The organism is Pseudomonas sp. LBUM1664, assembly GCF_059695895.1.
The window spans coordinates 2,258,757-2,279,947 of sequence record NZ_CP166791.1; the positions used below are offsets into that span (position 1 = coordinate 2,258,757).

18 protein-coding genes and 1 pseudogene are annotated in these 21,191 nt (G+C 60.3%); 5 read left to right on the forward strand and 14 right to left on the reverse strand.

Annotation, left to right across the window (positions count from 1 at the left end; translation table 11 throughout):
- Positions 1 to 4: 4 nt before the first annotated feature.
- Positions 5 to 757 carry an anti-sigma factor family protein gene (locus ACA047_RS10680; protein ID WP_497359104.1) on the reverse strand — a complete coding sequence of 251 codons (753 nt, stop codon included), beginning with the start codon at positions 755 to 757 and terminating at the stop codon, positions 5 to 7.
- Positions 754 to 1,260 carry a sigma-70 family RNA polymerase sigma factor gene (locus ACA047_RS10685; protein ID WP_497359106.1) on the reverse strand — a complete coding sequence of 169 codons (507 nt, stop codon included), beginning with the start codon at positions 1,258 to 1,260 and terminating at the stop codon, positions 754 to 756. The genes ACA047_RS10680 and ACA047_RS10685 overlap by 4 nt, the downstream gene beginning before the upstream one ends.
- A 166-nt stretch (positions 1,261 to 1,426) precedes the next feature.
- Here ACA047_RS10685 and ACA047_RS10690 point away from each other — a divergent pair, with 166 nt between their 5' ends.
- Positions 1,427 to 2,509, forward strand: coding sequence for a catalase family peroxidase (locus ACA047_RS10690; protein WP_497359108.1), 1,083 nt, complete (start codon positions 1,427 to 1,429; stop codon positions 2,507 to 2,509).
- Positions 2,506 to 3,042: a cytochrome b gene (locus ACA047_RS10695; RefSeq protein ID WP_497359110.1), complete on the forward strand. Its 537-nt coding sequence runs from the start codon at positions 2,506 to 2,508 to the stop codon at positions 3,040 to 3,042. The genes ACA047_RS10690 and ACA047_RS10695 overlap by 4 nt, the downstream gene beginning before the upstream one ends.
- A gap of 62 nt (positions 3,043 to 3,104) precedes the next feature.
- Here the strand turns inward: ACA047_RS10695 and ACA047_RS10700 are convergent, their stop codons facing one another.
- A complete protein-coding gene (locus tag ACA047_RS10700) occupies positions 3,105 to 4,256 on the reverse strand; it encodes a M14 family metallopeptidase (protein ID WP_497359112.1) in 1,152 nt (383 codons plus the stop codon).
- A 488-nt stretch (positions 4,257 to 4,744) separates the two neighbouring features.
- Positions 4,745 to 5,086 (reverse strand): DUF6124 family protein, encoded by a 342-nt coding sequence (locus ACA047_RS10705; RefSeq protein ID WP_497359114.1) that lies wholly within the window; start codon positions 5,084 to 5,086, stop codon positions 4,745 to 4,747.
- Between the two features lie 129 nt (positions 5,087 to 5,215).
- Between ACA047_RS10705 and ACA047_RS10710 the strand changes: the two genes are divergently transcribed.
- The gene (locus ACA047_RS10710) at positions 5,216 to 5,863 is read left to right on the forward strand and encodes a LexA family protein (protein WP_497359116.1); all 648 of its coding nucleotides are present in this window, start codon (positions 5,216 to 5,218) and stop codon (positions 5,861 to 5,863) included.
- 29 nt (positions 5,864 to 5,892) lie between these two features.
- On the opposite strand, the gene ACA047_RS10715 is transcribed toward ACA047_RS10710, so the two are convergent.
- From ACA047_RS10715 to ACA047_RS10730, 4 genes are read right to left on the reverse strand one after another with little or no spacing between them, the layout of a single operon-like run.
- Positions 5,893 to 7,842 (reverse strand): acetyl/propionyl/methylcrotonyl-CoA carboxylase subunit alpha, encoded by a 1,950-nt coding sequence (locus ACA047_RS10715; RefSeq protein WP_497359118.1) that lies wholly within the window; start codon positions 7,840 to 7,842, stop codon positions 5,893 to 5,895.
- Positions 7,839 to 8,657, reverse strand: a complete 819-nt coding sequence (locus ACA047_RS10720) for a gamma-carboxygeranoyl-CoA hydratase (RefSeq protein ID WP_497359120.1) — start codon at positions 8,655 to 8,657, stop codon at positions 7,839 to 7,841. Before ACA047_RS10720 ends, ACA047_RS10715 begins: the two co-directional genes overlap by 4 nt.
- A 13-nt stretch (positions 8,658 to 8,670) precedes the next feature.
- Positions 8,671 to 10,278, reverse strand: coding sequence for a carboxyl transferase domain-containing protein (locus ACA047_RS10725; protein WP_497359122.1), 1,608 nt, complete (start codon positions 10,276 to 10,278; stop codon positions 8,671 to 8,673).
- Positions 10,279 to 10,289: 11 nt separating this feature from the next.
- Complete coding sequence (locus ACA047_RS10730) at positions 10,290 to 11,453, reverse strand: isovaleryl-CoA dehydrogenase (RefSeq protein ID WP_497359124.1); 1,164 nt, start codon at positions 11,451 to 11,453, stop codon at positions 10,290 to 10,292.
- 223 nt (positions 11,454 to 11,676) lie between these two features.
- Here ACA047_RS10730 and ACA047_RS10735 point away from each other — a divergent pair.
- Positions 11,677 to 13,376 (forward strand): annotated as a pseudogene (locus ACA047_RS10735) (AMP-binding protein).
- Between the two features lie 646 nt (positions 13,377 to 14,022).
- Here the strand turns inward: ACA047_RS10735 and ACA047_RS10740 are convergent.
- From ACA047_RS10740 to ACA047_RS10750, 3 genes are all read right to left on the reverse strand, one after another.
- The gene (locus ACA047_RS10740) at positions 14,023 to 14,922 is read right to left on the reverse strand and encodes a hydroxymethylglutaryl-CoA lyase (protein WP_497359126.1); all 900 of its coding nucleotides are present in this window, start codon (positions 14,920 to 14,922) and stop codon (positions 14,023 to 14,025) included.
- Positions 14,923 to 14,954: 32 nt separating this feature from the next.
- The gene (locus ACA047_RS10745) at positions 14,955 to 15,356 is read right to left on the reverse strand and encodes a MerR family transcriptional regulator (RefSeq protein ID WP_497359128.1); all 402 of its coding nucleotides are present in this window, start codon (positions 15,354 to 15,356) and stop codon (positions 14,955 to 14,957) included.
- Positions 15,357 to 15,550: 194 nt separating this feature from the next.
- Positions 15,551 to 16,480 carry a LysR family transcriptional regulator gene (locus ACA047_RS10750; RefSeq protein WP_497359130.1) on the reverse strand — a complete coding sequence of 310 codons (930 nt, stop codon included), beginning with the start codon at positions 16,478 to 16,480 and terminating at the stop codon, positions 15,551 to 15,553.
- Between the two features lie 177 nt (positions 16,481 to 16,657).
- Here ACA047_RS10750 and ACA047_RS10755 point away from each other — a divergent pair, with 177 nt between their 5' ends.
- Positions 16,658 to 17,887 (forward strand): acyl-CoA dehydrogenase, encoded by a 1,230-nt coding sequence (locus ACA047_RS10755; protein ID WP_497359132.1) that lies wholly within the window; start codon positions 16,658 to 16,660, stop codon positions 17,885 to 17,887.
- A gap of 72 nt (positions 17,888 to 17,959) precedes the next feature.
- Here ACA047_RS10755 and ACA047_RS10760 read toward each other — a convergent pair whose 3' ends face one another.
- The 3 genes from ACA047_RS10760 to ACA047_RS10770 form a co-directional block, all read right to left on the reverse strand.
- Positions 17,960 to 18,829: an isocitrate lyase/PEP mutase family protein gene (locus ACA047_RS10760; RefSeq protein ID WP_497359134.1), complete on the reverse strand. Its 870-nt coding sequence runs from the start codon at positions 18,827 to 18,829 to the stop codon at positions 17,960 to 17,962.
- A 167-nt stretch (positions 18,830 to 18,996) separates the two neighbouring features.
- Positions 18,997 to 20,037, reverse strand: a complete 1,041-nt coding sequence (gene astA / locus ACA047_RS10765) for an arginine N-succinyltransferase (protein ID WP_497359136.1) — start codon at positions 20,035 to 20,037, stop codon at positions 18,997 to 18,999.
- Positions 20,038 to 20,098: 61 nt separating this feature from the next.
- Positions 20,099 to 21,115, reverse strand: a complete 1,017-nt coding sequence (locus ACA047_RS10770; protein WP_497359138.1) for an arginine N-succinyltransferase — start codon at positions 21,113 to 21,115, stop codon at positions 20,099 to 20,101.
- Positions 21,116 to 21,191: the final 76 nt, after the last annotated feature.

The window sequence follows — 21,191 nt, forward strand, 5'->3', positions numbered from 1 at the left end:
GTGATCAAAAGTTCAGTGTCTGCTTGAGCATCTGCGCCGCCGGCATATCGCTCGGTATGACCATCGCATAGTTGTATCCCGCCCCAGACCAGTACTCGGCCTGCAACTCACCGTCGCGACGGCTGCCACGGGGCAGCAGGAAGTTTTTCGGGCCCGGTGGGCGCACGTAAAAACTGATCTTTTGGCCGCTCGGGTCCTGATACACCACCATCGCCGCCGCCCCTTGCTCGGTGCTGAGCAACCGTGCGCTGACCGGTTTGAAGCCTGCGCCCGACAGGTCTGGCAGCCGGTTGGCCTGGGTGAAGTAACGGTCGAGCCAGCCTTGCATGCTGTGCTCGTCACCCGTTTGGTAATCGGCGGGCAGGATGCCTTGCTGGGCGAACAATCGATAGGCCTGCAGGGCATCAGTCATGGGGGCTGCGGCGCTGAGGAGGGTCATTTCCCGCGCCTGCCAGCCGCTGAACCCGCCGACACTGACGGCCAGCAGCAACACCGCGGCGCTGGCCAAATGACGGCGGGATCGGTGTTTCACGCGCTGGCGAATCAGTGTCGGGTCGAGATCCGGGTTGGGGGCTTGTTGCAGGCCTGCGCTCAGGGTGGCGCGCAGGTGTTGCGCGTCCTGTTGCCAGGCCCGGACCCGGGCGGCGACTTCTGGGTGGTTGTGCAGGTAAGTCTCCATCAACTGTCGGTCGTCCTCGCTCAGTTGGCGGTCGATGTAGGCGTGCAGGTCACTGTCGTTGGGGGGCATGCTGATCATTTGAGTATCCGCAGGGTAGGGCGGGTGATTTCGCCGTCGCTGAGTTGACGCAAAGCCTGGCGGGCACGGGATAGGCGTGACATCACGGTGCCGGTCGGCACACCGAGGATGTCGGCCACTTGTTGGTAACTCAAGCCTTCCACCGACACCCACAGCAAAAGCGCACGTTGTTCAGTGGTGAGTTGATTGAAAGCCTGGAGGGACGATTGCGCGATCACGCTGCGCTCGGCCGAAGGGTGGGCATCGTCGCGGCCGGTGAAAAACTCCAGCATGCGGGCATAACGTCGGGAACGGCGATGGGCATCGAGAAACTGTCGATAAAGAATCGAAAACAGCCAGGCCCGCAGATCGCCCTCCGGGCGCTTGTTGTCCCATTTTGACAACGCCCGCTCCAGGCACGCTTGCACCAGATCATCGGCATTGCTGGGGTTGCGGGTCAGCGACACGGCAAAACGCCGTAGCCTGGGAATGAGCACGCGCAACTGTTCGTCGAGTTCGTTCATGGGAGTGTGGCTTCTTGGGCAGTCATTGCGCCGGGACTGGAAAGACGATCCGCGAACGAGATTATTCCAGCGCAGGAAAAATAAATACGAGGTGTGGGAATAAACCCTTCAGGCTTTCGTCTGACGGGTCCTTTCCACAAATGGCCTTGAGCCCTGGAGCTTCCTCATGGTTGATCCTTCTTCTGAACCGAGTCGGCCGCCGTTGAGTACCGCCAGCCTGACGCTGCGCCTGACCGGCATTGCGGTGATTGTTGCCGCGTTGGCCGGGGCTTTTGCCTACGTCCATGGCACCCTCGACCCACAACGCCTGACGCCCAATGCGCTGGTCAACGTGCTGGAAAAGAACAACGGGGTACACCCAGGATTTCGGCGCAATCACTCAAAAGGTGTCTGCGTCGCGGGCTATTTCGAAAGCAGTGGCGAGGCCCGCGTCTATTCCAGCGCTCAAGTGTTCATGGACGCGCGAACGCCGGTGGTCGGCCGTTTTGCCTTGCCCAGCGGCAACCCCTATGCGCCGGATGGCAGCGTGCCGATTCGCAGCCTGGCGCTGCGTTTTACCCAGGCCAACGGCCAGCAGTGGCGCACCGGTATGAACAGCATGCCGGTGTTCCCGGTGGGCACGCCCGAAGCGTTCTACCAGTTGCAACAGGCCCAATCGCCGGATCCGGCCACGGGGAAACCGAACCCTGCGGCCGTGCCGGCGTTCTTTGCCGCTCACCCGGAAGCTGCGCCATTTCTGCAATGGATCAAGACTGCCAAACCGTCGGCCAGCTATGCCACCGAAACCTACAACGGCATCAATGCGTTTTATCTGGTTAACCCCGCTGGGCAACGCCAGGCGGTGCGCTGGGGTGTGGTGCCGCTGAGCCGGGACGCTGCGGATGCGCCACCACCCCAGGGCGCCGACTTTTTGGAGCAAGACCTGGTGAAGCGTCTTGCCGCCGGGCCGCTGCGCTGGCAGTTGAACATTGCCCTGGCCAATCCGGGTGATCCGGTGAATGACGCCACCAAGGTCTGGCCCGGGGATCGCAAGGTGCTCAACGCCGGCACGTTGGTGCTGGAGCGCACCCAGGCGCAGGACAACGGCGAATGCCGCGACATCAACTATGACCCGCTGATCCTGCCCAGCGGTATCGAGGGCTCTGAAGATCCGCTGCTGGCCGCGCGTTCTGCCGCGTATGCCAGTTCCTATCTGCGCCGTACCAGCGAAGTCAGCCAATTGCCCGCCACCCAGGAGTCCCGCCCATGAGCGCCCCTCATCACTTTGCACCGCTGGCTCGGCTGCTGCACTGGCTGATGGCATTGATGATCATCGCCATGCTGTTTATCGGCGCGGGCATGGTCGCCTCGGTGTCCGAACGCCATGAATGGCTGCTCCAATTGCACAAACCCTTGGGCATCGCGATTCTGCTGCTGGTGATCGTGCGCCTGGCGGTGCGTTTTACCACACGCCAGCCGTCATTGCCGGCTGATCTGCCGGGCTGGCAGGTGTTGGCGGCAAAAGCCTCGCATGTTCTGTTGTACGTCTTGATGCTCATCCTGCCGCTGTTGGGCTGGGGCATGATTTCGGCGGCGGGAGACCCCGTGATGCTTAGCAGTTCGCTGCAACTGCCATCCATTCTGCCGGCGGATGCCCAGACCTTCGCACTGTTGCGCAAGGCCCATGGCTATCTGGCTTATCTGTTGTTTCTGACGGTGCTGGTGCATCTGGCGGCGGCGCTGTTTCACGGTTGGGTACGGCGGGATGAGGTGTTGGACAGTATGTTGCGAGGCAGGGGCTGAAGCCTTGTGGCGAGGGAGCAAGATCCCTCGCCACAAGGCATGTACAGGTCTTGGGTTGAGTATCAGCGCAATTCGTCGACCATGTCCGCGATAGTGCTCAACACATCCTTGCCCAATTGCATCGAGCGTTTGCCGGACCAACCGGTGAGCGGGTTCGGGTGATCGTCATGGTCCTTGAACGGCATTTCCAGGGTCAGGGACAGGCAGTCATATTTCTGGCCGACCGCGTTACAGGCCAGGGTCATGTTGGCCTGGCCCGGTTCGTCGCGGGTGTAGCCGTGGGTGGTCTGGAAGTCTTTGGTCTGGTGCTTGAGGTGGTTGCGAAAGCGCTCTTCGAGTTTGGCAAGGCGTGGTGTGTAGCCCGGGTTGCCTTCGCAAGCAGCGGTGAAGACGTGGGGAATTTCTTCATCGCCGTGAACGTCGATGAACAGATCGACGCCGTATTTTTCCATTTGCTGCTGTACGAAAAATACCTCAGGGCTGATTTCCGGACTGGCGTTCTGCCACGCACGGTTGAGATCCTGGCCCATGGCGTTGGTCCGCAGATGGCCGTGGAACGCACCGTCCGGGTTCATGTTTGGCACCAGGTAGAAATCGGCCTTATCCAACAATTCGTTGAGCTGCGCGTCGTCCTGATGCTGGAGGCGTTCGATCACACCTTCCATGAACCACTCGGCCATGTGCTCGCCGGGGTGTTGCTGGGCGATGATCCAGACGTTGCGCCGACCTTCGACGCCACTGCCCTTGCGAAGCAGTTGAATGTCTCGGCCTTCAACGCTTTTACCGGTGGCCAACAGTTCCGTACTGGCCTTGTGCAGCACCTGTTCGATCAGCCAGTCGTGACGGCCGCGGCTGTAGGGTTCGAAGTAGGCAAACCAGGCGTGAGGCTGTTCAGCCTCGAAGTGAAAGCGCAGGGCATCGCCTTCGAACTGGGTAGGAATTCGGAACCAGTTGACGTGATCGTAGGAGGCCACGGTCTGGTAGCCCGTCCACGCCTTGTTGTAGGACGATTGACTGGCATTGAGCAGGCGGAAGGAATGTTCCTGACCAACGTGCAAGCCGCTGGCCTTGAAGTGGAACCATTGAAAGTGGGCGCTGCGGGTGTCGGGTCTGATTTTCAGCAGTGATTGCAACGGGTTGCTGATGTCGACGACCTGGATGTTACCGCTGTCGAAATTGGCGCTGATATCAAAAGAAGATTTAGCCACGGTCACGATTCCCAGAAAGGATTTTCATGGCCGTTACTTTACACGCAAGAAAGGAAAAATCGGATGATTTGCGGCAAGTGAAGAAGGGGGCGCCCTCCCTGGACGCTAAAGCAGCTTAGAGAGTCAGTGATTGATTCTCAAGTGCTGCCTGTCGATAGTTCTGCCGGTGTGGCGCAGGGACTCTTGTAAATGGATATTCATTTGCTATCATCGCCGCCACCGAATTAGCAACACTCAAAGACTTCATTAGCCTGAAGCCATAAGCCGAAAATCGGCAAAAAAAGACCCGGCAAAAAGCCGGGTCAAAAACCGTGATTAGCCTGATGAGGAGATATTCCAGAAGTCCGACCTAAGGTCTTCTGGTCTATCGACTGATCTCGCGACCAGCTGATGCAATAATAATCATTATCATTTGCAAGTCAAATGTTTTTATCGCATCGATTGGAAAATATTTCCTGTCGCCCGCATTCGCGGTGACATTCCCATTGCGTTACCTAGCGAGTAGGGTAGCCATCCAGTGATCGGTCAATCATCACCTTGACCAGATCAATCATATGCACCACTGAAAACGCCAGGTCACGGTTCGGACCTTGTAGCCGGTTGGCGGATTCGTGGGCGGTGGCTGCTGCACAGCGCAGCAGGTCGCAAGCATGCACCAGGGCTTCTTCCCCGCTGATGTTGCGATTGACGTCGAAGAAACGATGTTCTGCCTGTTCATCCGAAACACTCGGTTTCAAGTAATAGTCCAGGGCCCGTTGGGCCGCCGGGCAATCCTGCAGCGAAGGGTACGTGCCGTCGAAAGGCGTGCCGGGCTCAGCTTTATTGGGTAGGTCCATGGTGTCGAGATTCTCCGTGTGGGGTCTGAATTCCTGAATCCAGAATAGTACCTATCGTAATTGTGACGATAATTTAAATACTACAATTTGTGTTTTGATGGTCGGAGCCACCCACGTATCGTGCCGCACATGGATAAATGGATAGAGTTGGTCAAGGCCAAGATGAAGGAGCTGCGCGTCACGCAAGTGGTGCTCGCAGAACGTTTGGGGATGTCCCAGGGCGGCGTCGGCCATTGGCTGACCAAGCGCCGGCAGCCCAGTGTCGAAGACATGAACCGGGTCCTGCAGGAACTGGGGCTGGAGTTTCTTGAAGTGGCGATGGTGATTCGCGAGCCGGACACCTCGACCGCCGAAGGCATGGCCCTGGCACAGAAGTACAACCCGTACTTCCGCTACCCGGTGAGTGACTGGCACGAGGTGGGCGAAGTCCGCGAAGGCGATCCTGGTTCCTACAGCCAGGCGCGCTTTGAGCTGACGGATTACCACGCCCTGGGGGATGCGTTCTGGCTGGTGGTAGTGGGTGATGCGATGACCGCACCGACCGGCTTGAGCATCCCTGAGGGTATGTCGATTCTGGTTGATCCAGCGATTGAAGCGGTGCCCGGCAAACTGGTGGTCGCCCAATTACCCGGCAGCAGCGATGCGACCTTTCGTAAATTGATCGAAGAGAGCGGGCAGCGTTACCTGATTCCGCTCAATCCGACCTACCCGAAAAACCTGTATACCGAGCAATGCCGAATCATCGGCGTGGTTGTGCAGGCCACCATCAGATTCTAACTGGATCGGCCCTGGGAACGGGCCGATGCCTATTCTTCGAACGCCACCAGCGCGCTGCCCTCACTGACCATTTCGCCTTCCTGGCAATACAGCGCCTTGATTACGCCGGCCTTGGGCGCACGAATGCTGTGCTCCATTTTCATCGCTTCCAACACCACCAGTTGTGCCCCGGCTTCCACCGTTTGGCCGACGCTCACCAGGACCCGCACGATGCTGCCGTTCATGGGAGCCGTCAGGCCGCCCTGATGACTGTGACTGGCTTCGGCGGCGGCCAGCGGGTCATGCACGTCGACTCGGTGCAAGTCGCCTTCCCATTGCAGATACAGGCTGTCGCCCTGGCGGATGGCGCGATGGCGGCGGCGCAGGCCGTTGTGTTCGATCACCAGTTGCTCGCCCTTGAGATCTGCACAACGGGCTGTAACGTCCAGCGTTATTGCGCGCTCCTGGCCCTCGCAGCTCAAGTGCAAGGTGGTTTCACTTGGCCGCCCCAGACGCAGCCCGGCGGTATTGGCCCAAGGCGAATTGGCGTCGTCGCAGCGTACGCGAGGCGTCAGACTCAAGGCGTAACCATGAGCCGCTGCGAACCAGAAGTCGTCATCCAATTCGCCAGGCTCTGGCAGTAACTGCGTCTGGTAACGTGGGATAAATCCGGTGTCCAGTTCCGCCGCCGCAAAGGCTGGGTGGGCCACGATGCGTCGCAGAAAGCCGATGTTGGTTTTCAGCCCGCCAATGGCAAATTCGTCGAGCATGCTCAACAGCCGCAACCGTGCCTGTTCACGGTCTTCGCCCCAGGCGATCAGTTTGCCAAGCATAGGATCGTAGAACGGCGAGATCTCGTCGCCTTCTTCAACCCCACTGTCGACCCGCCGCCCCGAACCTTCGGCAGATTCGCGGTACAACGCCAGGTGTCCGGTGGCCGGCAGGAAATCGTTGGCCGGGTCTTCGGCGTACAGCCGCACTTCAATGGCGTGGCCCAGCAGCGGAACTTGCTCCTGAGTGATCGGCAGGGGCTCACCCTGGGCAACGCGGATCTGCCAAGCCACCAGGTCCAGCCCGGTGATCGCTTCGGTGACCGGGTGCTCGACCTGCAACCGGGTGTTCATTTCCATGAAGAAAAACTCGCCCCGCGAGTCCAGCAGGAATTCCACCGTGCCCGCACCGACATAACCAATTGCCTGGGCCGCACGCACGGCCGCTTCACCCATCGCCCGACGCAGTTGTGGGGTCAGGCCGGGGGCGGGGGCTTCCTCCACCACTTTTTGATGGCGGCGCTGGATCGAGCAATCGCGTTCGTTGAGGTACAGGCAGTGGCCGTGTTGGTCGGCGAACACCTGAATCTCAACGTGGCGCGGCTGGAGCAGGTATTTTTCCACCAGCATCCGCGAGTCGCCGAACGAGGATTGTGCCTCACGCTGGGCCGAGGCTAGGGCGTCGGCCAGTTGGCTGTCGTCCTCGACGACCTTCATGCCCTTGCCACCACCGCCGGCGGTGGCCTTGAGCAGTACCGGGTAGCCAATGCGCTCGGCGGCGTCGCGAAAGGTGTCCAGGTCCTGGGCTTCACCGTGATAACCGGGCACCAGGGGCACGCCCGCCGTTTCCATCAGGGCCTTGGCCGCGGACTTGCTGCCCATGGCATCGATGGCCGTGGCGGGCGGGCCGAGGAAGATCAGCCCGGCGTTCTCTATCGCCCGGGCGAACCCGGCATTTTCAGACAGAAAGCCATAACCGGGGTGGATGGCCTGGGCGCCGCTGGCCAGGGCTGCGGCGATCAGTTTGTCGATTTGCAGGTAGCTGTCGGCGGCTTTGCTACCGCCCAGGTCGACGCGGATGTCGGCTTCGCGGCTGTGGCGGGCATCCCTGTCGGTGGCGCTGTGCACGGCAACAGTGGTTAGGCCCATGACCTTGGCGGTGCGCATCACGCGGCAGGCAATTTCACCGCGGTTGGCCACCAGTAAAGTGGTGAGGACAGGGGCGCTCATCGACGCGGCTCCTTAGGGTTCGACTCGGCTTGCCAGTTTGGCGGCCGCTTTTGCAGGAAGGCCCGCAAACCTTCCTGGCCCTCCGGGCTGACGCGAATGCGGGCGATGGCATTTTCGGTGTAGCGTCGCAGCGCTGGGGTGAGGGCGCCGTTACCGACCTCACGCAGCAGTTCCTTGCTGGCGCGCATGGCTGCCGGGCTGTTGAGCAGCAGGTTGTCGATCCATTGTTCGAGCTGATCATCCAGTGTCTCGGATGGGTAACTTTCCGACAGCAAACCGATTTCTTTCGCACGTTGCCCGCCGAAGCGTTCAGCGGTCAGGGCGTAACGCCGAGCCGCTCGTTCGCCGATGGCTTGCACCACGAACGGGCTGATCACCGCCGGTGCCAGGCCAATGCGTACTTCCGACAGGCAGAATTGCGCTTCATCGGCGCCAATGGCCATGTCGCAGGCGCTGATCAGCCCCAGCGCACCGCCAAACGCCGCGCCCTGGACGACTGCCAGCGTGGGGATTTTCAGCTTGGCGAGGTTGTACATCAGCTCCGCCAGTTCCCGGGCGTCGTCAAGGTTGGTGTGGTAGTCGAGTTTGGCCGATTGCTGCATCCAGGCCAGGTCGGCGCCGGCGCTGAAGTGTTTGCCGCGACCACGGATCAGCAGAAAACGCAGGTTCGGATTGCTGCTGACCTGATCCAGGGCGAGGATCAGTTCGCGGATCATTTGGGCGTTGAACGCGTTGTTTTTCGACTCGCGGCTCAGCCACAGGGTGGCGACGCCACGCGGGTCGGTGAGCAATTCGAGGGTGTTGAAATTATCCATGAGCACTCCAAGGTTACATCCGGAACACGCCGAAGCGGCTCGGTTCGATGGGTGCGTTCAGCGACGCGGACAAGGCCAGGCCCAGCACATCACGGGTCTGGGCGGGGTCGATGACGCCGTCGTCCCACAGCCTCGCGCTGGAATAGTAGGGGTGACCCTGCTCTTCGTACTGATCGAGAATCGGTTGTTTGATTTCAGCTTCCTGGGCGGCGCTGAAAGGATGGCCGCTGCGTTCGGCCTGTTCGCGCTTGACCTGAACCAGCACGCCGGCCGCCTGCTCGGCACCCATTACGCCAATCCGCGCATTCGGCCACATCCACAGGAAGCGCGGGTCGTAAGCCCGACCGCACATGCCGTAGTTACCGGCGCCAAAACTGCCGCCTATAATGACGGTGAATTTCGGCACTCGGGCGCAAGCCACCGCGGTGACCAGTTTCGCGCCGTGCTTGGCGATGCCGCCGGCTTCGTATTTTTGGCCCACCATGAAGCCTGTGATGTTCTGCAGAAACAGCAGTGGGATACCACGCTGACAGGCCAGTTCGATGAAGTGCGCGCCTTTCTGCGCCGATTCGGCAAACAGAATGCCGTTGTTGGCCAGGATCGCGATTGGGTAGCCGTGCAAGTGGGCAAAACCGCACACCAGTGTCGTACCGAACAACGCCTTGAACTCGTCGAACACCGAGCCGTCCACCAGTCGCGCAATCACCTCGCGCACATCGAACGGTTGCTTGGCGTCGGCCGAAACCACGCCGTACAGCTCGTCACTCGAATACCGGGGGGCGATGGGCATGCGTTGTTGCACATCGCCGAGTTTGCGCCAGTTGAGGTTGGCCACGCTGCGTCGGGCCAGTGCCAGGGCGTGTTCGTCGCTGTCGGCGTAGTGGTCGGCCACCCCGGAAATCTTGCAGTGCACGTCGGCACCGCCCAGTTCCTCGGCACTGACCACCTCGCCGGTGGCGGCTTTCACCAGCGGCGGACCGGCGAGGAAAATCGTTGCCTGCTGGCGCACCATGATCGCCTCGTCGGCCATCGCCGGCACGTAGGCACCCCCGGCTGTGCAGGAGCCCATGACCACGGCGATCTGCGGGATGCCCTGGGCGCTCATGTTGGCTTGGTTGAAGAAGATCCGCCCGAAGTGCTCGCGGTCCGGAAACACTTCGTCCTGGCGTGGCAGGTTGGCGCCGCCGGAATCCACCAGATAAATGCAGGGCAGGCGATTCTGCTGGGCGATGGTCTGGGCGCGCAGGTGTTTCTTCACCGTCAGCGGATAATAGGAGCCGCCTTTGACTGTCGCGTCGTTGGCGACAATCATGCATTCGACGCCTTCCACGCGGCCGATACCGGCAATCACCCCGGCGGCGGGAACGTCCTCACCATAAACCTGGTGAGCGGCGAGCGGGCTGATCTCCAGGAATGGCGAGCCAGGATCCAGCAACCGATTGATGCGTTCACGGGGCAGCAATTTGCCACGTGATGTGTGGCGTTCCTGGGCCTTGGGGCCACCGCCTTGCTGGACTTGAGCGAGCAAGGTTCGCAGGGCCTCGACTTGTTCGAGCATCGCGTCGCGGTTGGCGATGAACTCCGGCGAACGCGGGTTGAGCTGGGTGTGCAGCGTGGCCATGGTCAGCTCCGTTAGCGGGTTTCGTTGAACAGTTCGCGGCCGATCAGCATCCGACGAATCTCACTGGTGCCGGCGCCGATTTCGTACAGCTTGGCGTCACGCAGCAGACGACCGGCCGGGAATTCATTGATGTAGCCATTGCCGCCCAGGATCTGGATGGCGTCGAGGGCCATTTGCGTGGCGCGTTCGGCACTGTAGAGGATCACCCCGGCGGCATCCTTGCGGGTGGTTTCGCCGCGCTCGCAAGCCTGGGCCACGGCATACAGGTAGGCGCGGCTGGCGTTGAGCTGGGTGTACATGTCGGCCACTTTGCCCTGGATCAGCTGAAATTCGCCGATGCTCTGGCCGAACTGTTTGCGGTCGTGGATGTAGGGCACGATCAGGTCCATGCAGGCCTGCATGATCCCGGTGGGGCCGCCGGACAGCACCACGCGCTCGTAGTCGAGGCCGCTCATCAGGACTTTGACGCCGCCGTTGAGCACACCAAGGATGTTCTCTTGCGGCACTTCGACGTCATCGAAAAACAACTCGCAGGTGTTGGAGCCACGCATGCCGAGCTTGTCGAACTTGTTGCTGCGGCTGAAGCCTTTCCAGTCCCGTTCGACGATGAACGCGGTGATGCCGTGGGGACCTTTTTCCAGATCGGTCTTGGCGTAGATCACGTAGGTGTTGGCGTCGGGACCATTGGTGATCCAGGTTTTGCTGCCGTTGAGCACGTAACGGTCGCCACGCTTGTCGGCCCGCAGCTTCATCGAAACCACGTCGGAACCGGCGTTGGGTTCGCTCATGGCCAATGCGCCGATGTGTTCGCCGCTGATGAGCTTGGGCAGGTACTTGGTCTTCTGTTCGTGGTTGCCGTTGCGGTTGATCTGGTTGACGCAGAGGTTGGAGTGGGCGCCGTAGGAAAGGGCGACCGAGGCCGAACCGCGGCTGATTTCTTCCATCGTCACCACGTGGGCCAGATAGCCCAGACCAGCGCCGCCGTATTCTTCCGGTACGGTAATGCCTAGCAGGCCCATGTCGCCAAACTTGCGCCACATATCAGCGGGGAACAGGTTATCGATGTCGATCTGAGCCGCCCGAGGGGCGATTTCCTTGGCGACGAACGACTGAACCTGGTCGCGCAACATGTCGATGGTTTCGCCGAGGGCAAAATTCAGGGATGGGTAGCTCATGGGACACCTTTGGCTTTTTTATCGGGTGTGAAAGGAGGCGGAATGGCTCTCACCTTTACGTTAACGTAAGCCTGCGGCCGATGGCTGTCAATCACCCTTTACGTTAACGTCAGCTTGGGCCAGAGTAAGTGAACTCTGTGGTGAGGGGGCTTACTCCCTCACCACAAAAGAAAGCCTTTAAGGTTCACCGGTACACCCACTAATAAAGACAAGAGGGGGCGTCATGGATCAACCCGGTTCGCATTCGCAGCTCAGCTACACCCGAGGCTCACAGGCCAAGGCTTTACTGGCGCAGACCATCGGCCAGTCTTTCGACCAGACAGTGGCCCGGCATCCGGATGGCGAGGCGCTGGTGGTTCGTCATCAGTCGTTGCGCTACACCTGGCGACAACTGGCCGAAGCCGTTGATGTGTACGCCCGGGCCTTGCTGGCGTTGGGCCTGAAAGCCGGCGACCGTCTCGGTGTTTGGGCCCCCAATTGTGCTCAGTGGTGCATCAGCCAGTTCGCCAGTGCGAAGATCGGTGTGATCCTGGTCAACATCAAAACCCGGCCTATCGCGGCTCTGAACTGGAATACGTGCTTAAACAATCCGGGTGCCAGTGGCTGGTGTGTGCCGGGTCTTTCAAGACCTCGGACTATCACGCGATGCTGCAAGCGCTTGCGCCGGAATTGGCGGAGCAATCGATCGGCCAGTTGCGCAGTGAGCGCTTGCCGGATCTGCGAGGCGTTGTCAGCCTTGATCCTCAACCACCGTCAGGTTTTTTACCCTGGTCGCAACTGGCAACCCTTGGCGCAGTGGTGTCAGTTGAGCAACTGGCCGAGCGCCAGGCCAGTCTGCATTTCGATCAACCGGTGAATATCCAGTACACCTCAGGCACCACCGGTTTCCCCAAGGGCGCGACTCTCAGCCATCGAAATATTCTCAACAACGGCTACATGGTTGGCGAAAGCCTGGGCCTGACCGCCAGCGACCGGTTGGTGATCCCGGTGCCGCTCTACCATTGTTTCGGCATGGTCATGGGTAACCTGGGCTGCATGACCCACGGCAGCACCATGATCTACCCCAACGATGCCTTCGATCCGTTGCTGACCCTGAGCACCGTGGCCGAAGAGAAAGCCACGGCGCTGTATGGCGTGCCCACCATGTTCATTGCCATGCTGGATCAGCCGCAGCGGGGCGAGTTCGACTTGTCCAGCCTACGCACCGGGATCATGGCCGGGGCCACTTGCCCGATCGAAGTGATGCGGCGGGTCATCAGTGAGATGCACATGGCCGAAGTGCAAATTGCCTACGGCATGACGGAAACCAGTCCGGTGTCATTGCAGACCGGTCCTTCAGACGACCTGGAATTGCGCGTTACCACCGTAGGTCGAACCCAGCCACAACTGGAAAGTAAAATCGTCGATGAGGCCGGCAATATCGTCCCTCGCGACACCATCGGCGAGTTGTGTACCCGCGGCTACAGCGTGATGCTGGGTTACTGGAACAACCCCAAGGGCACTGCCGACGCCATCGACCAGGACAGCTGGATACACACCGGCGACCTGGCGACCATGAACGAGCAGGGCTACATCTGCATCGTCGGGCGTAACAAGGACATGATCATCCGGGGCGGCGAGAATGTTTACCCGCGTGAGTTGGAGGAGTTCTTCTTTACTCACCCAGCGGTGGCGGACGTGCAGGTGATCGGGATTCCATGCTCACGCTATGGCGAAGAAATCGTCGCCTGGATCAAGTTCCACCTCGGTCACAGCGCCACCGAGCTGGAGTTGCAGGCTTGGTGCAAGGAACGCATTGCCCACTTCAAGACACCGCACCATTTCAAATTCGTCGAGGAATTCCCGATGACCGTGACCGGCAAGATCCAGAAATTCCGCATGCGCGAAATCAGCATCAAAGAACTGCGCGATAAGCAAGACTGACCACAGCCCTTTGTGGGCGCGAGCCTGCTCGCGAATGCGGTATATCGATCAAGACTGCTGCGGCTGACATACCGCCTTCACAAAAACGACCGAGAAAAAACCCGAATATCAGACAGCACAAAGGGGAGCCGAAGCTCCCCTTTAATTTTGTCGTCGCGTGCTCTTTTTTTATTATTGAGGGGCGGCCTGTTGTTGTTTTTGGTAGCCGTGACCCTTTACCGCTGTTTTTGGCGATCCCCATCCGGGATCAAGAGCAAACGTATTTTTTTGAGCGCTGATCTGCTTTTTCGCCTGGCGATCCAACCGATTCGGGAGCTACCTGAAGGTAGTTTTATTGTTCTCTGCCCGGTTGCGGGTTGCTCCTGAAAGCACCCTGAAAAGCACATCCTCTCCAAAAAAATCTGTTAGCTGCGTCTCTGCCGTGTTGTTTTTGTTATGTCAGAGTCGTTTCGTCTTGTTTTTATTGGGTTTGCTGCTTTTTTTTATTCTTGTTATGTCAGAGATATAGCAGGTGCCGTGCCAACTTTTAAAAATCTATATAAATCAATATCTTGTATTTTTAGGTCAAGAAACCAAGCGGACCAAGCCTGACAAATTGTTTCCGTGTTACTCGTTTTTCCGCTGTTACAAGGGGAGCGGTAACACCTCACTGTGCGGCGCGGGCCTTGGCGACGCGCGAACCGTTAGGGCGGCCGAGCACGTCACAGATCTGCCGGCCGGCGGCGATCAGCGCGTCCAGGTCGATACCGGTTTCAATGCCCAAGCCATTGAGCAGGTACAGCACGTCTTCGGTGGCGACGTTACCGCTGGCGCCCTTGGCATACGGGCAGCCACCGAGGCCGGCGATGGAACTGTCGAACACCGCGATGCCTTCCAGCAGGCTGGCATACACGTTGGCCATGGCTTGGCCGTAGGTGTCGTGGAAGTGTCCGGCAAGCTTGTCCCGAGGTACGTCAGCCGAAACCACCTCGAACATCTTGCGCGTGGCGCCAGCGGTGCCCGTGCCGATGGTGTCACCCAGGGAAACCTCGTAACAGCCCATTGCGTATAGCTCGCGAGCGATCCAGGCCACTTGCTCGGGCTTGACCGCGCCTTCGTATGGGCAGCCCAGCACGCAGGACACGTAACCGCGCACGCTGACGCCGTGCTGCCTGGCCGCTTCCATGATCGGCGCGAAGCGCTCCAGGCTTTCCTTGATGGAGCAATTGATGTTGCGCTGGGAGAACGCTTCAGACGCGGCGGCGAACACCGCGACCTCTTTTACGCCGGCTGCCAGCGCGTCTTCAAACCCCCGCAGGTTTGGCGCCAGGGCGCCATAAGTGACACCGGGTTTGCGCTGGATCTGTGCGAAAACCTCGGCGGAGCCAGCCATTTGCGGCACCCACTTGGGCGAGACAAAACTGCCGACTTCGATGTAACCCAGGCCGGCGGCGCTCAGGGCATCCACCAGGCGCACCTTGTCGGCGACGCTGATGGGCTGCGCTTCATTCTGCAGACCGTCGCGGGGGCCGACTTCGATCAGGCGTACAAAGGAGGGGAGGGACATGGGATTGACCTGTAGTGATAGGGGGCGCGTCGTTATTGGATGGTTTCCTGGCCCTTGATCGTCTGCTCCAGGGCCTGGATGCAGCGTTCTTCGGCGGTGTCGAGCTCCAGCTTCATCTGTTCGATGTCCAGCAGTTGCTGTTCGAGTTGTTCCCGCCGTTCGGTGATTTTCGCCAGCATGCTGTGCAGTTGTTTCTGATTGCCGCTGGAGGGATCGTAGAGCTGGATCAGCTCGCGGCACTCGGCCAGGGAAAACCCAATGCGCTTGCCCCGCAGGATCAGCTTCAAGCTGACCTTGTCCCGCGGCGAATAGATACGTTCCTGGCCGCGTCGCTCCGGGCTCAACAGGCCTTGCTCTTCATAGAAGCGGATGGCCCGGGTGGTGATATCCAATTCGCGGGCGAGGTCGGAGATGCTGTAGGTCTGGCTGCTCATGGAGGGGCTCGAAACGAAAGGGGCTGGCGCTAAGCTAATGGCAGGTTGACGTTCGCGTCAAGCAGTGAGGTCTCGGACTGGGGACACAAAACCTGTGGGAGCGAGCATGCTCGCGATAGGGCTGGACCAGCCAATATCAATGTTGACTGACCCAACGCCATCGCGAGCAGGCTCGCTCCCACAGTTTTGATCGGCTAAACCTTATCAAGCTTCTTCTCATGCGCCGTCACCTGCTGGCACAGCTCGATCATCTGCTCGCGCATCCAGCGGTTGGCCGGGTCCTGGTCGGTGCTTTCGTGCCAGTACAAGTGGGTTTCGACCGGCGGCACATCGTTGACCGGCAGCAGGAAGGCGTGCAAATCGTGACGACGTGCAAAGCGCTCGGGGACGGTCATGACCATGTCGGTCTGCTGCAATACCTGGGACGCCATCAAGTAATGCTGGGAACGCAGGGCGATCTTGCGTTGGATGCCCATCTTGCCCAACGCGAGGTCGACATAACCCAGCCCGTTGCGACGGCTGGAAATATGCACATGGGTTTGGGACAGGTAATCATCGAGGCTGATTTTGTCCTTGCCCGCCAGCGGATGTCCCTTGCGCATGGCGCACACGTAACGGTCTTCCATCAGCTTGACATGGCGCACCTGCGGGTCGGTGTTGAGCGGGGCATCGACGGCGAAGTCGAGGCGGCCGGCGGCCAGTTCCTTGGTGGTTTCACGGCGCTTGGACAGGAAGCTCTCAATGGCCACGGTCGGCGCCAGGCGCCGCAGGCGCTGGAACAGCAGCGGCAGGATCACGCCTTCGGTGAGGTCGGTCATGCTGATGCGGTAGGTCTTGACGGCCTGCAACGGGTTGAAAATCCGGCTTTCCTGCACCGACACCCTCAGCAGCGACAAGGCATTGCGTACTGGGCCGATGATGTTCTGGGCCATGGGCGTGGGCACCATGCCTTGAGCCGTGCGCACGAATAGCGGGTCGTTGAAGGTTTCCCGCAGGCGTGCCAGGGCGTTGGAGACGGCCGGCTGAGTGATGCCGACGATCTGCCCGGCGCGGGTCAGGTTGGCTTCGGTGTAGATCGCGTCAAAGACGATGAAAAGGTTGAGGTCGACCTTGCTCAGATTCATGGCGCTGCACTCTTATTCTTGGGCTTGTTGTGAGGTGCCGGGTGGCGATGGAAATCAGTGAAACATATATCGGTGATGAATGTTAATACACGCCGAGAATAGGTTAGGTAAATTTTCGTAGCTGATCTAGCATCGATTTCATGACCTAAACAACCTCTGCCAAAGAAGGTGCTGCTCATGGATTTTGCGTATTCCCCCAAGGTTCAGGAACTGCGTGAACGTGTCACCGCGTTCATGGATGCCTACGTGTACCCGGCCGAAGCGGTGTTCGAGCGGCAAGTGGCCGAAGGTGACCGCTGGCAGCCCACGGCCATCATGGAAGAGCTCAAGGCCAAGGCCAAAGCTGAAGGCCTGTGGAACCTGTTCCTGCCTGAGTCCGAGCTGGGTGCAGGGCTGACCAACCTGGAATACGCGCCTTTGGCCGAGATCATGGGCCGTTCGTTGCTGGGGCCGGAGCCGTTCAACTGCTCGGCGCCGGACACCGGCAATATGGAAGTGCTGGTGCGTTACGCCAATGAAGAACAAAAACAGCGCTGGCTCGAACCGCTGCTGCGAGGCGAGATCCGCTCGGCCTTCGCCATGACCGAGCCGGACGTCGCCTCTTCGGATGCTACCAACATGGCCGCCCGCGCCGAACGCGATGGCGACCAGTGGGTAATCAACGGCAAGAAGTGGTGGACCTCAGGCGCGTGCGATCCGCGCTGCAAGATCCTGATCTTCATGGGCCTGAGCAACCCCGACGCGCCACGCCATGCCCAGCACTCGATGATTCTGGTGCCGGTGGACACGCCCGGGGTAAAAATCGTACGACCGTTGCCGGTGTTCGGCTACGACGATGCGCCTCACGGTCACGCCGAAGTGCTGTTCGATAACGTGCGGGTGCCGTACGAAAACGTCCTGCTGGGCGAAGGGCGTGGTTTTGAAATTGCTCAAGGACGCCTCGGCCCAGGCCGGATTCACCACTGCATGCGGTCCATTGGCATGGCCGAACGCGCATTGGAGTTGATGTGCAAACGTGCCATCAGCCGCACCGCATTCGGCAAGCCGCTGGCGCGCTTGGGCGGTAACGTCGACAAGATCGCCGACTCGCGGATGGAAATCGACATGGCCCGCCTGCTGACCTTGAAAGCGGCGTACATGATGGACACCGTTGGCAATAAAGTGGCGAAGAGCGAAATCGCCCAGATCAAGGTGGTTGCGCCAAACGTGGCCTTGAAGGTCATCGACCGGGCGATCCAGATTCATGGTGGGGCCGGGGTTTCCAACGATTTCCCGCTGGCCTACATGTACGCCATGCAACGCACCCTGCGGCTGGCCGACGGCCCGGATGAAGTCCACCGGGCTGCCATTGGCAAGTTCGAGATTGGCAAGTACGTGCCCAAGGAGATGCTGCGTAGCGAGCGCTAAGATGTGGCCCACCACGAGCCTCTGTGGGAGCAAGCTTTGCTCCCACACGCAAATCCTATGGGGCGAGTCAGCTCATTCCTTGACGCTCATGTACTCCTCAGCCCAACGGATGTAGTCCTCGGGCTGGGTGTAGGTGTGGGTCAGTTCGGTGGCGCTGAGGTCCGACGCCTGGGTGAAGATCTGCCGCTGTTCACGCAGGCTGTCGTAGGTGGCCTTGATCGCGGCGAAATAGGCGCCGTGGCCGTCGATGGTGACCCGCACGCCCAACTCGGCCAAGCGTTTGTCGTCACGCAGCAGCGGGTTGCCATAGGTCACCAGCATGAGCGGCACATTCAGTTTTTCGCTGATCTGCTCCAGGTGCTCGAAGTCTTGCACACCCACCATGCAAATCCCGTCTGCCCCGGCACGTTCGTATTGCTGGGTGCGGCTGATGATTTCCTGGACCGGCAAAATCCCGGCGTTGGTACGGGCAATGATCGCCATTTCCGGATCGACCCGGGCTTCCAACGCTGCGCGAATCTTGCCGACGCCTTCGGCCACGCCGATCAGGTCGGTGGATTTACGGCCGAACTGAGCCGGTAGCAGGGTGTCCTCGATGGTCAGCGCAGCCACGCCGGCGCGTTCGAGTTCGATGATGGTGCGCATCACGTTCAGGGCATTGCCATAGCCGTGGTCGGCGTCGGCAATCACCGGCAGTTGGGCCACGCGGCCGATGCGGGTGGCCTGTTCGGCGAATTCGCTGAGGGTGATCAGGGCGAAGTCCGGCGCGCCCAACACTTGCAACGACGCGACCGAGCCTCCCAGGATCCCAACTTCAAAACCCAGGTCGGCCGCGATGCGCGCCGACATCGGGTCAAACACCGAGGCGGTGTGGTAGCAGGTTTTGGAAGCCAGCAGTTGACGGAAGTTACTGCGCAAATCTTGATGGGAAAGCCTGGACATATGAGTTCCACCAATGGAATGGAAAGGCTTGAGCAAAAGTGTCAACGCCGAAGGATGGAAAGCTACCACGCGGAACGACCGAGGATGATGACGAATTTACAGGGACAGACTGGCCGAAGTCGATCCCACGAAGCTTGGCAAGCGGCGGCAAGCGTAAAGCCTGAAGCTTACGCCGCCACCGCCACCGCCTGTTGCCCCTGCCTGAGCAACGGCACGGCGCGCACCGTGTCACCCAGTTGCACTTGCAGGCGTTTGGCGGTGTGACGGTCGACCAGCAGGCTGCGGCCGTGCAAATGCGCTCGCGCGCTGGTCACGCGGCAGTTCTCAAGGCGCCGATTATGGATCAGCCAGACCGGTGCCTGTTCGTCCGGCGTGCCGATGGCCACAGTCAACGACTGGCTGTCGCGCACGGTGCGGATCTTCGAAACCGGTGCCTCGATCACCGGGCCAGCGTCGAAAATGTCGATATAGCCCTTATGGCTGAAGCCCTCGGCGCCAAGAATTTTCAGGGCCGGCTCGGTATTCGGGTGGGCCTTGCCGATCACGGCCTGGGCCTGTTGGGTAAGCAGGCAGGTATACAGCGGCTGGCGCGGCATCAGCTCGGCAATGAACGACTTGCTGCCCATGCCGGACAACTGATCGGCGTAGCTGAAATCTTTCTTGAAAAAGTGCCGTCCCAGACTGTCCCAGAACGGTGAACAACCTTGCTCGTCGGCGTGGCCGCGCAATTCGGCGATCATCTTTTCACCGAATAGCGCTGAAAATTCGGCAACGAACAGCAAGCGCGCCAGGGACAACAGGCGTCCATTGTCACCGCGACGCTGTTCGGGATGCAGGAACAACGAGCAGATTTCCGACTGCCCGGTCATCTCATTGTTGAGGAACAGCGTCGGGATCTGCCGCTGGATGCCCAGCTCGGGTGCCGAGCTGACGGTGACCCCGACCCGATAGTTGTACCAGGGCTCGCGCAGCCCGACCGCACCGGTCAGGGCGCTGATACCGACCACTTGCCGGTCATCGTCTTCGAGCACGAACAGGTAATCGGCATCGGCCCGCTCGACTTGGCCGGCAAAGGTCCGCTGGGCCCAGCGAACGCGATGGGCCAGGCGCTCTTCGTTGGCCGGCAGGCTGGTGAACCCAGGGCCTGCACTGCGGGCCAGGTCCAGCAACGCGGGCAGGTCAGTAATGGCGACCGGGCGGACAATCATGATGCAGCTCCTTCATCGGGTCGGCCGATGTGCTGATGCGGGACACGGGCTGGCGTGAGGTTCATAAGGCAACCACCCGGATTCGCTCGCCATCGGCGACGCCCAGTGCTGCCAGACTGTCAGGCGTCAGGCCAGCGGTACCCAGCGGATCGATGTCCAGCTCGGCCACGATGGCCCGGTAATCGCCCAGGCCATCATTGCTCACCAGATAACGGCCACGGGCTTCAACCAGCGGGCTTTGCCGGGCAGTGGCTATACGGCTTTGGGTGATCGAGCGAATGCCCGCGATACGGGCATGCAACGTCGGCCCGCCATCGAAGATGTCCACGTAGCTGTTGGTTTCGAAACCCTCGCGCTCCAGGATGTCGAAGGCCTCCTGGCCGTCGGGATGCACCCGACCGATACAGGCCTGGGCCGCCTGCGGCAGCATGGGCACATAGATCGGGTATTGCGGCATCAGCTCGGCGAGAAAGGTACGGCTCTGCAGGCCACACAGCCGTTCGGCTTCGGCGTAGGGCAGGTCGAAGAAATGCTGGCCGATGGCGTCCCAGAACGGCGACTGGCCCTCATCGCTGCTGAAACCGACGATTTCAGTGATCACCGATTCGGCAAAACGTTGGGGGTGAGCGGCGATAAACATCAGCCGGGCCCGGGACAGCAGCTCCGACTCCGGCGTGCGCACCCGTTCGGCGTCGATGTGAAAGCCGCGCAGCAACGTCTGGCCGTTGAGGTCCTGGCACAGCGACAGCGCCGGCACGCCGTGCTGGATGTTCAGCTCCCGGGATTCACTGGAGAACGGCCGGTTGCGCAGGCTGTAGAACGGCTCGTTGCAACCGGTGCTCGAGAGAATCTCGGAACAGCCTGTCAGGCGCCCGGATGCCAGGTCTTGCAGGACGAAAAAATAGTTTTCCCCGCCGGGACTTTGCACGTCGGCCTCGAACGAGGCGCACGAGTCGAGGATTTTTTTCCGCAGCCGCTCGGCATCGTCTGGAAGCGACGTGACACCCACCAGGCTGTCACGGGCCAGTTGCTGCAACTGCGGCAGATCGGTTAATTGGACTGGACGTAAGGCCAGCATGGATTGCACTCCTGTTCCAGAGGGCCCGGTGGCAGGCACCGGGCTTGACGATCACTGTCGATGTCCACGCGTTGTA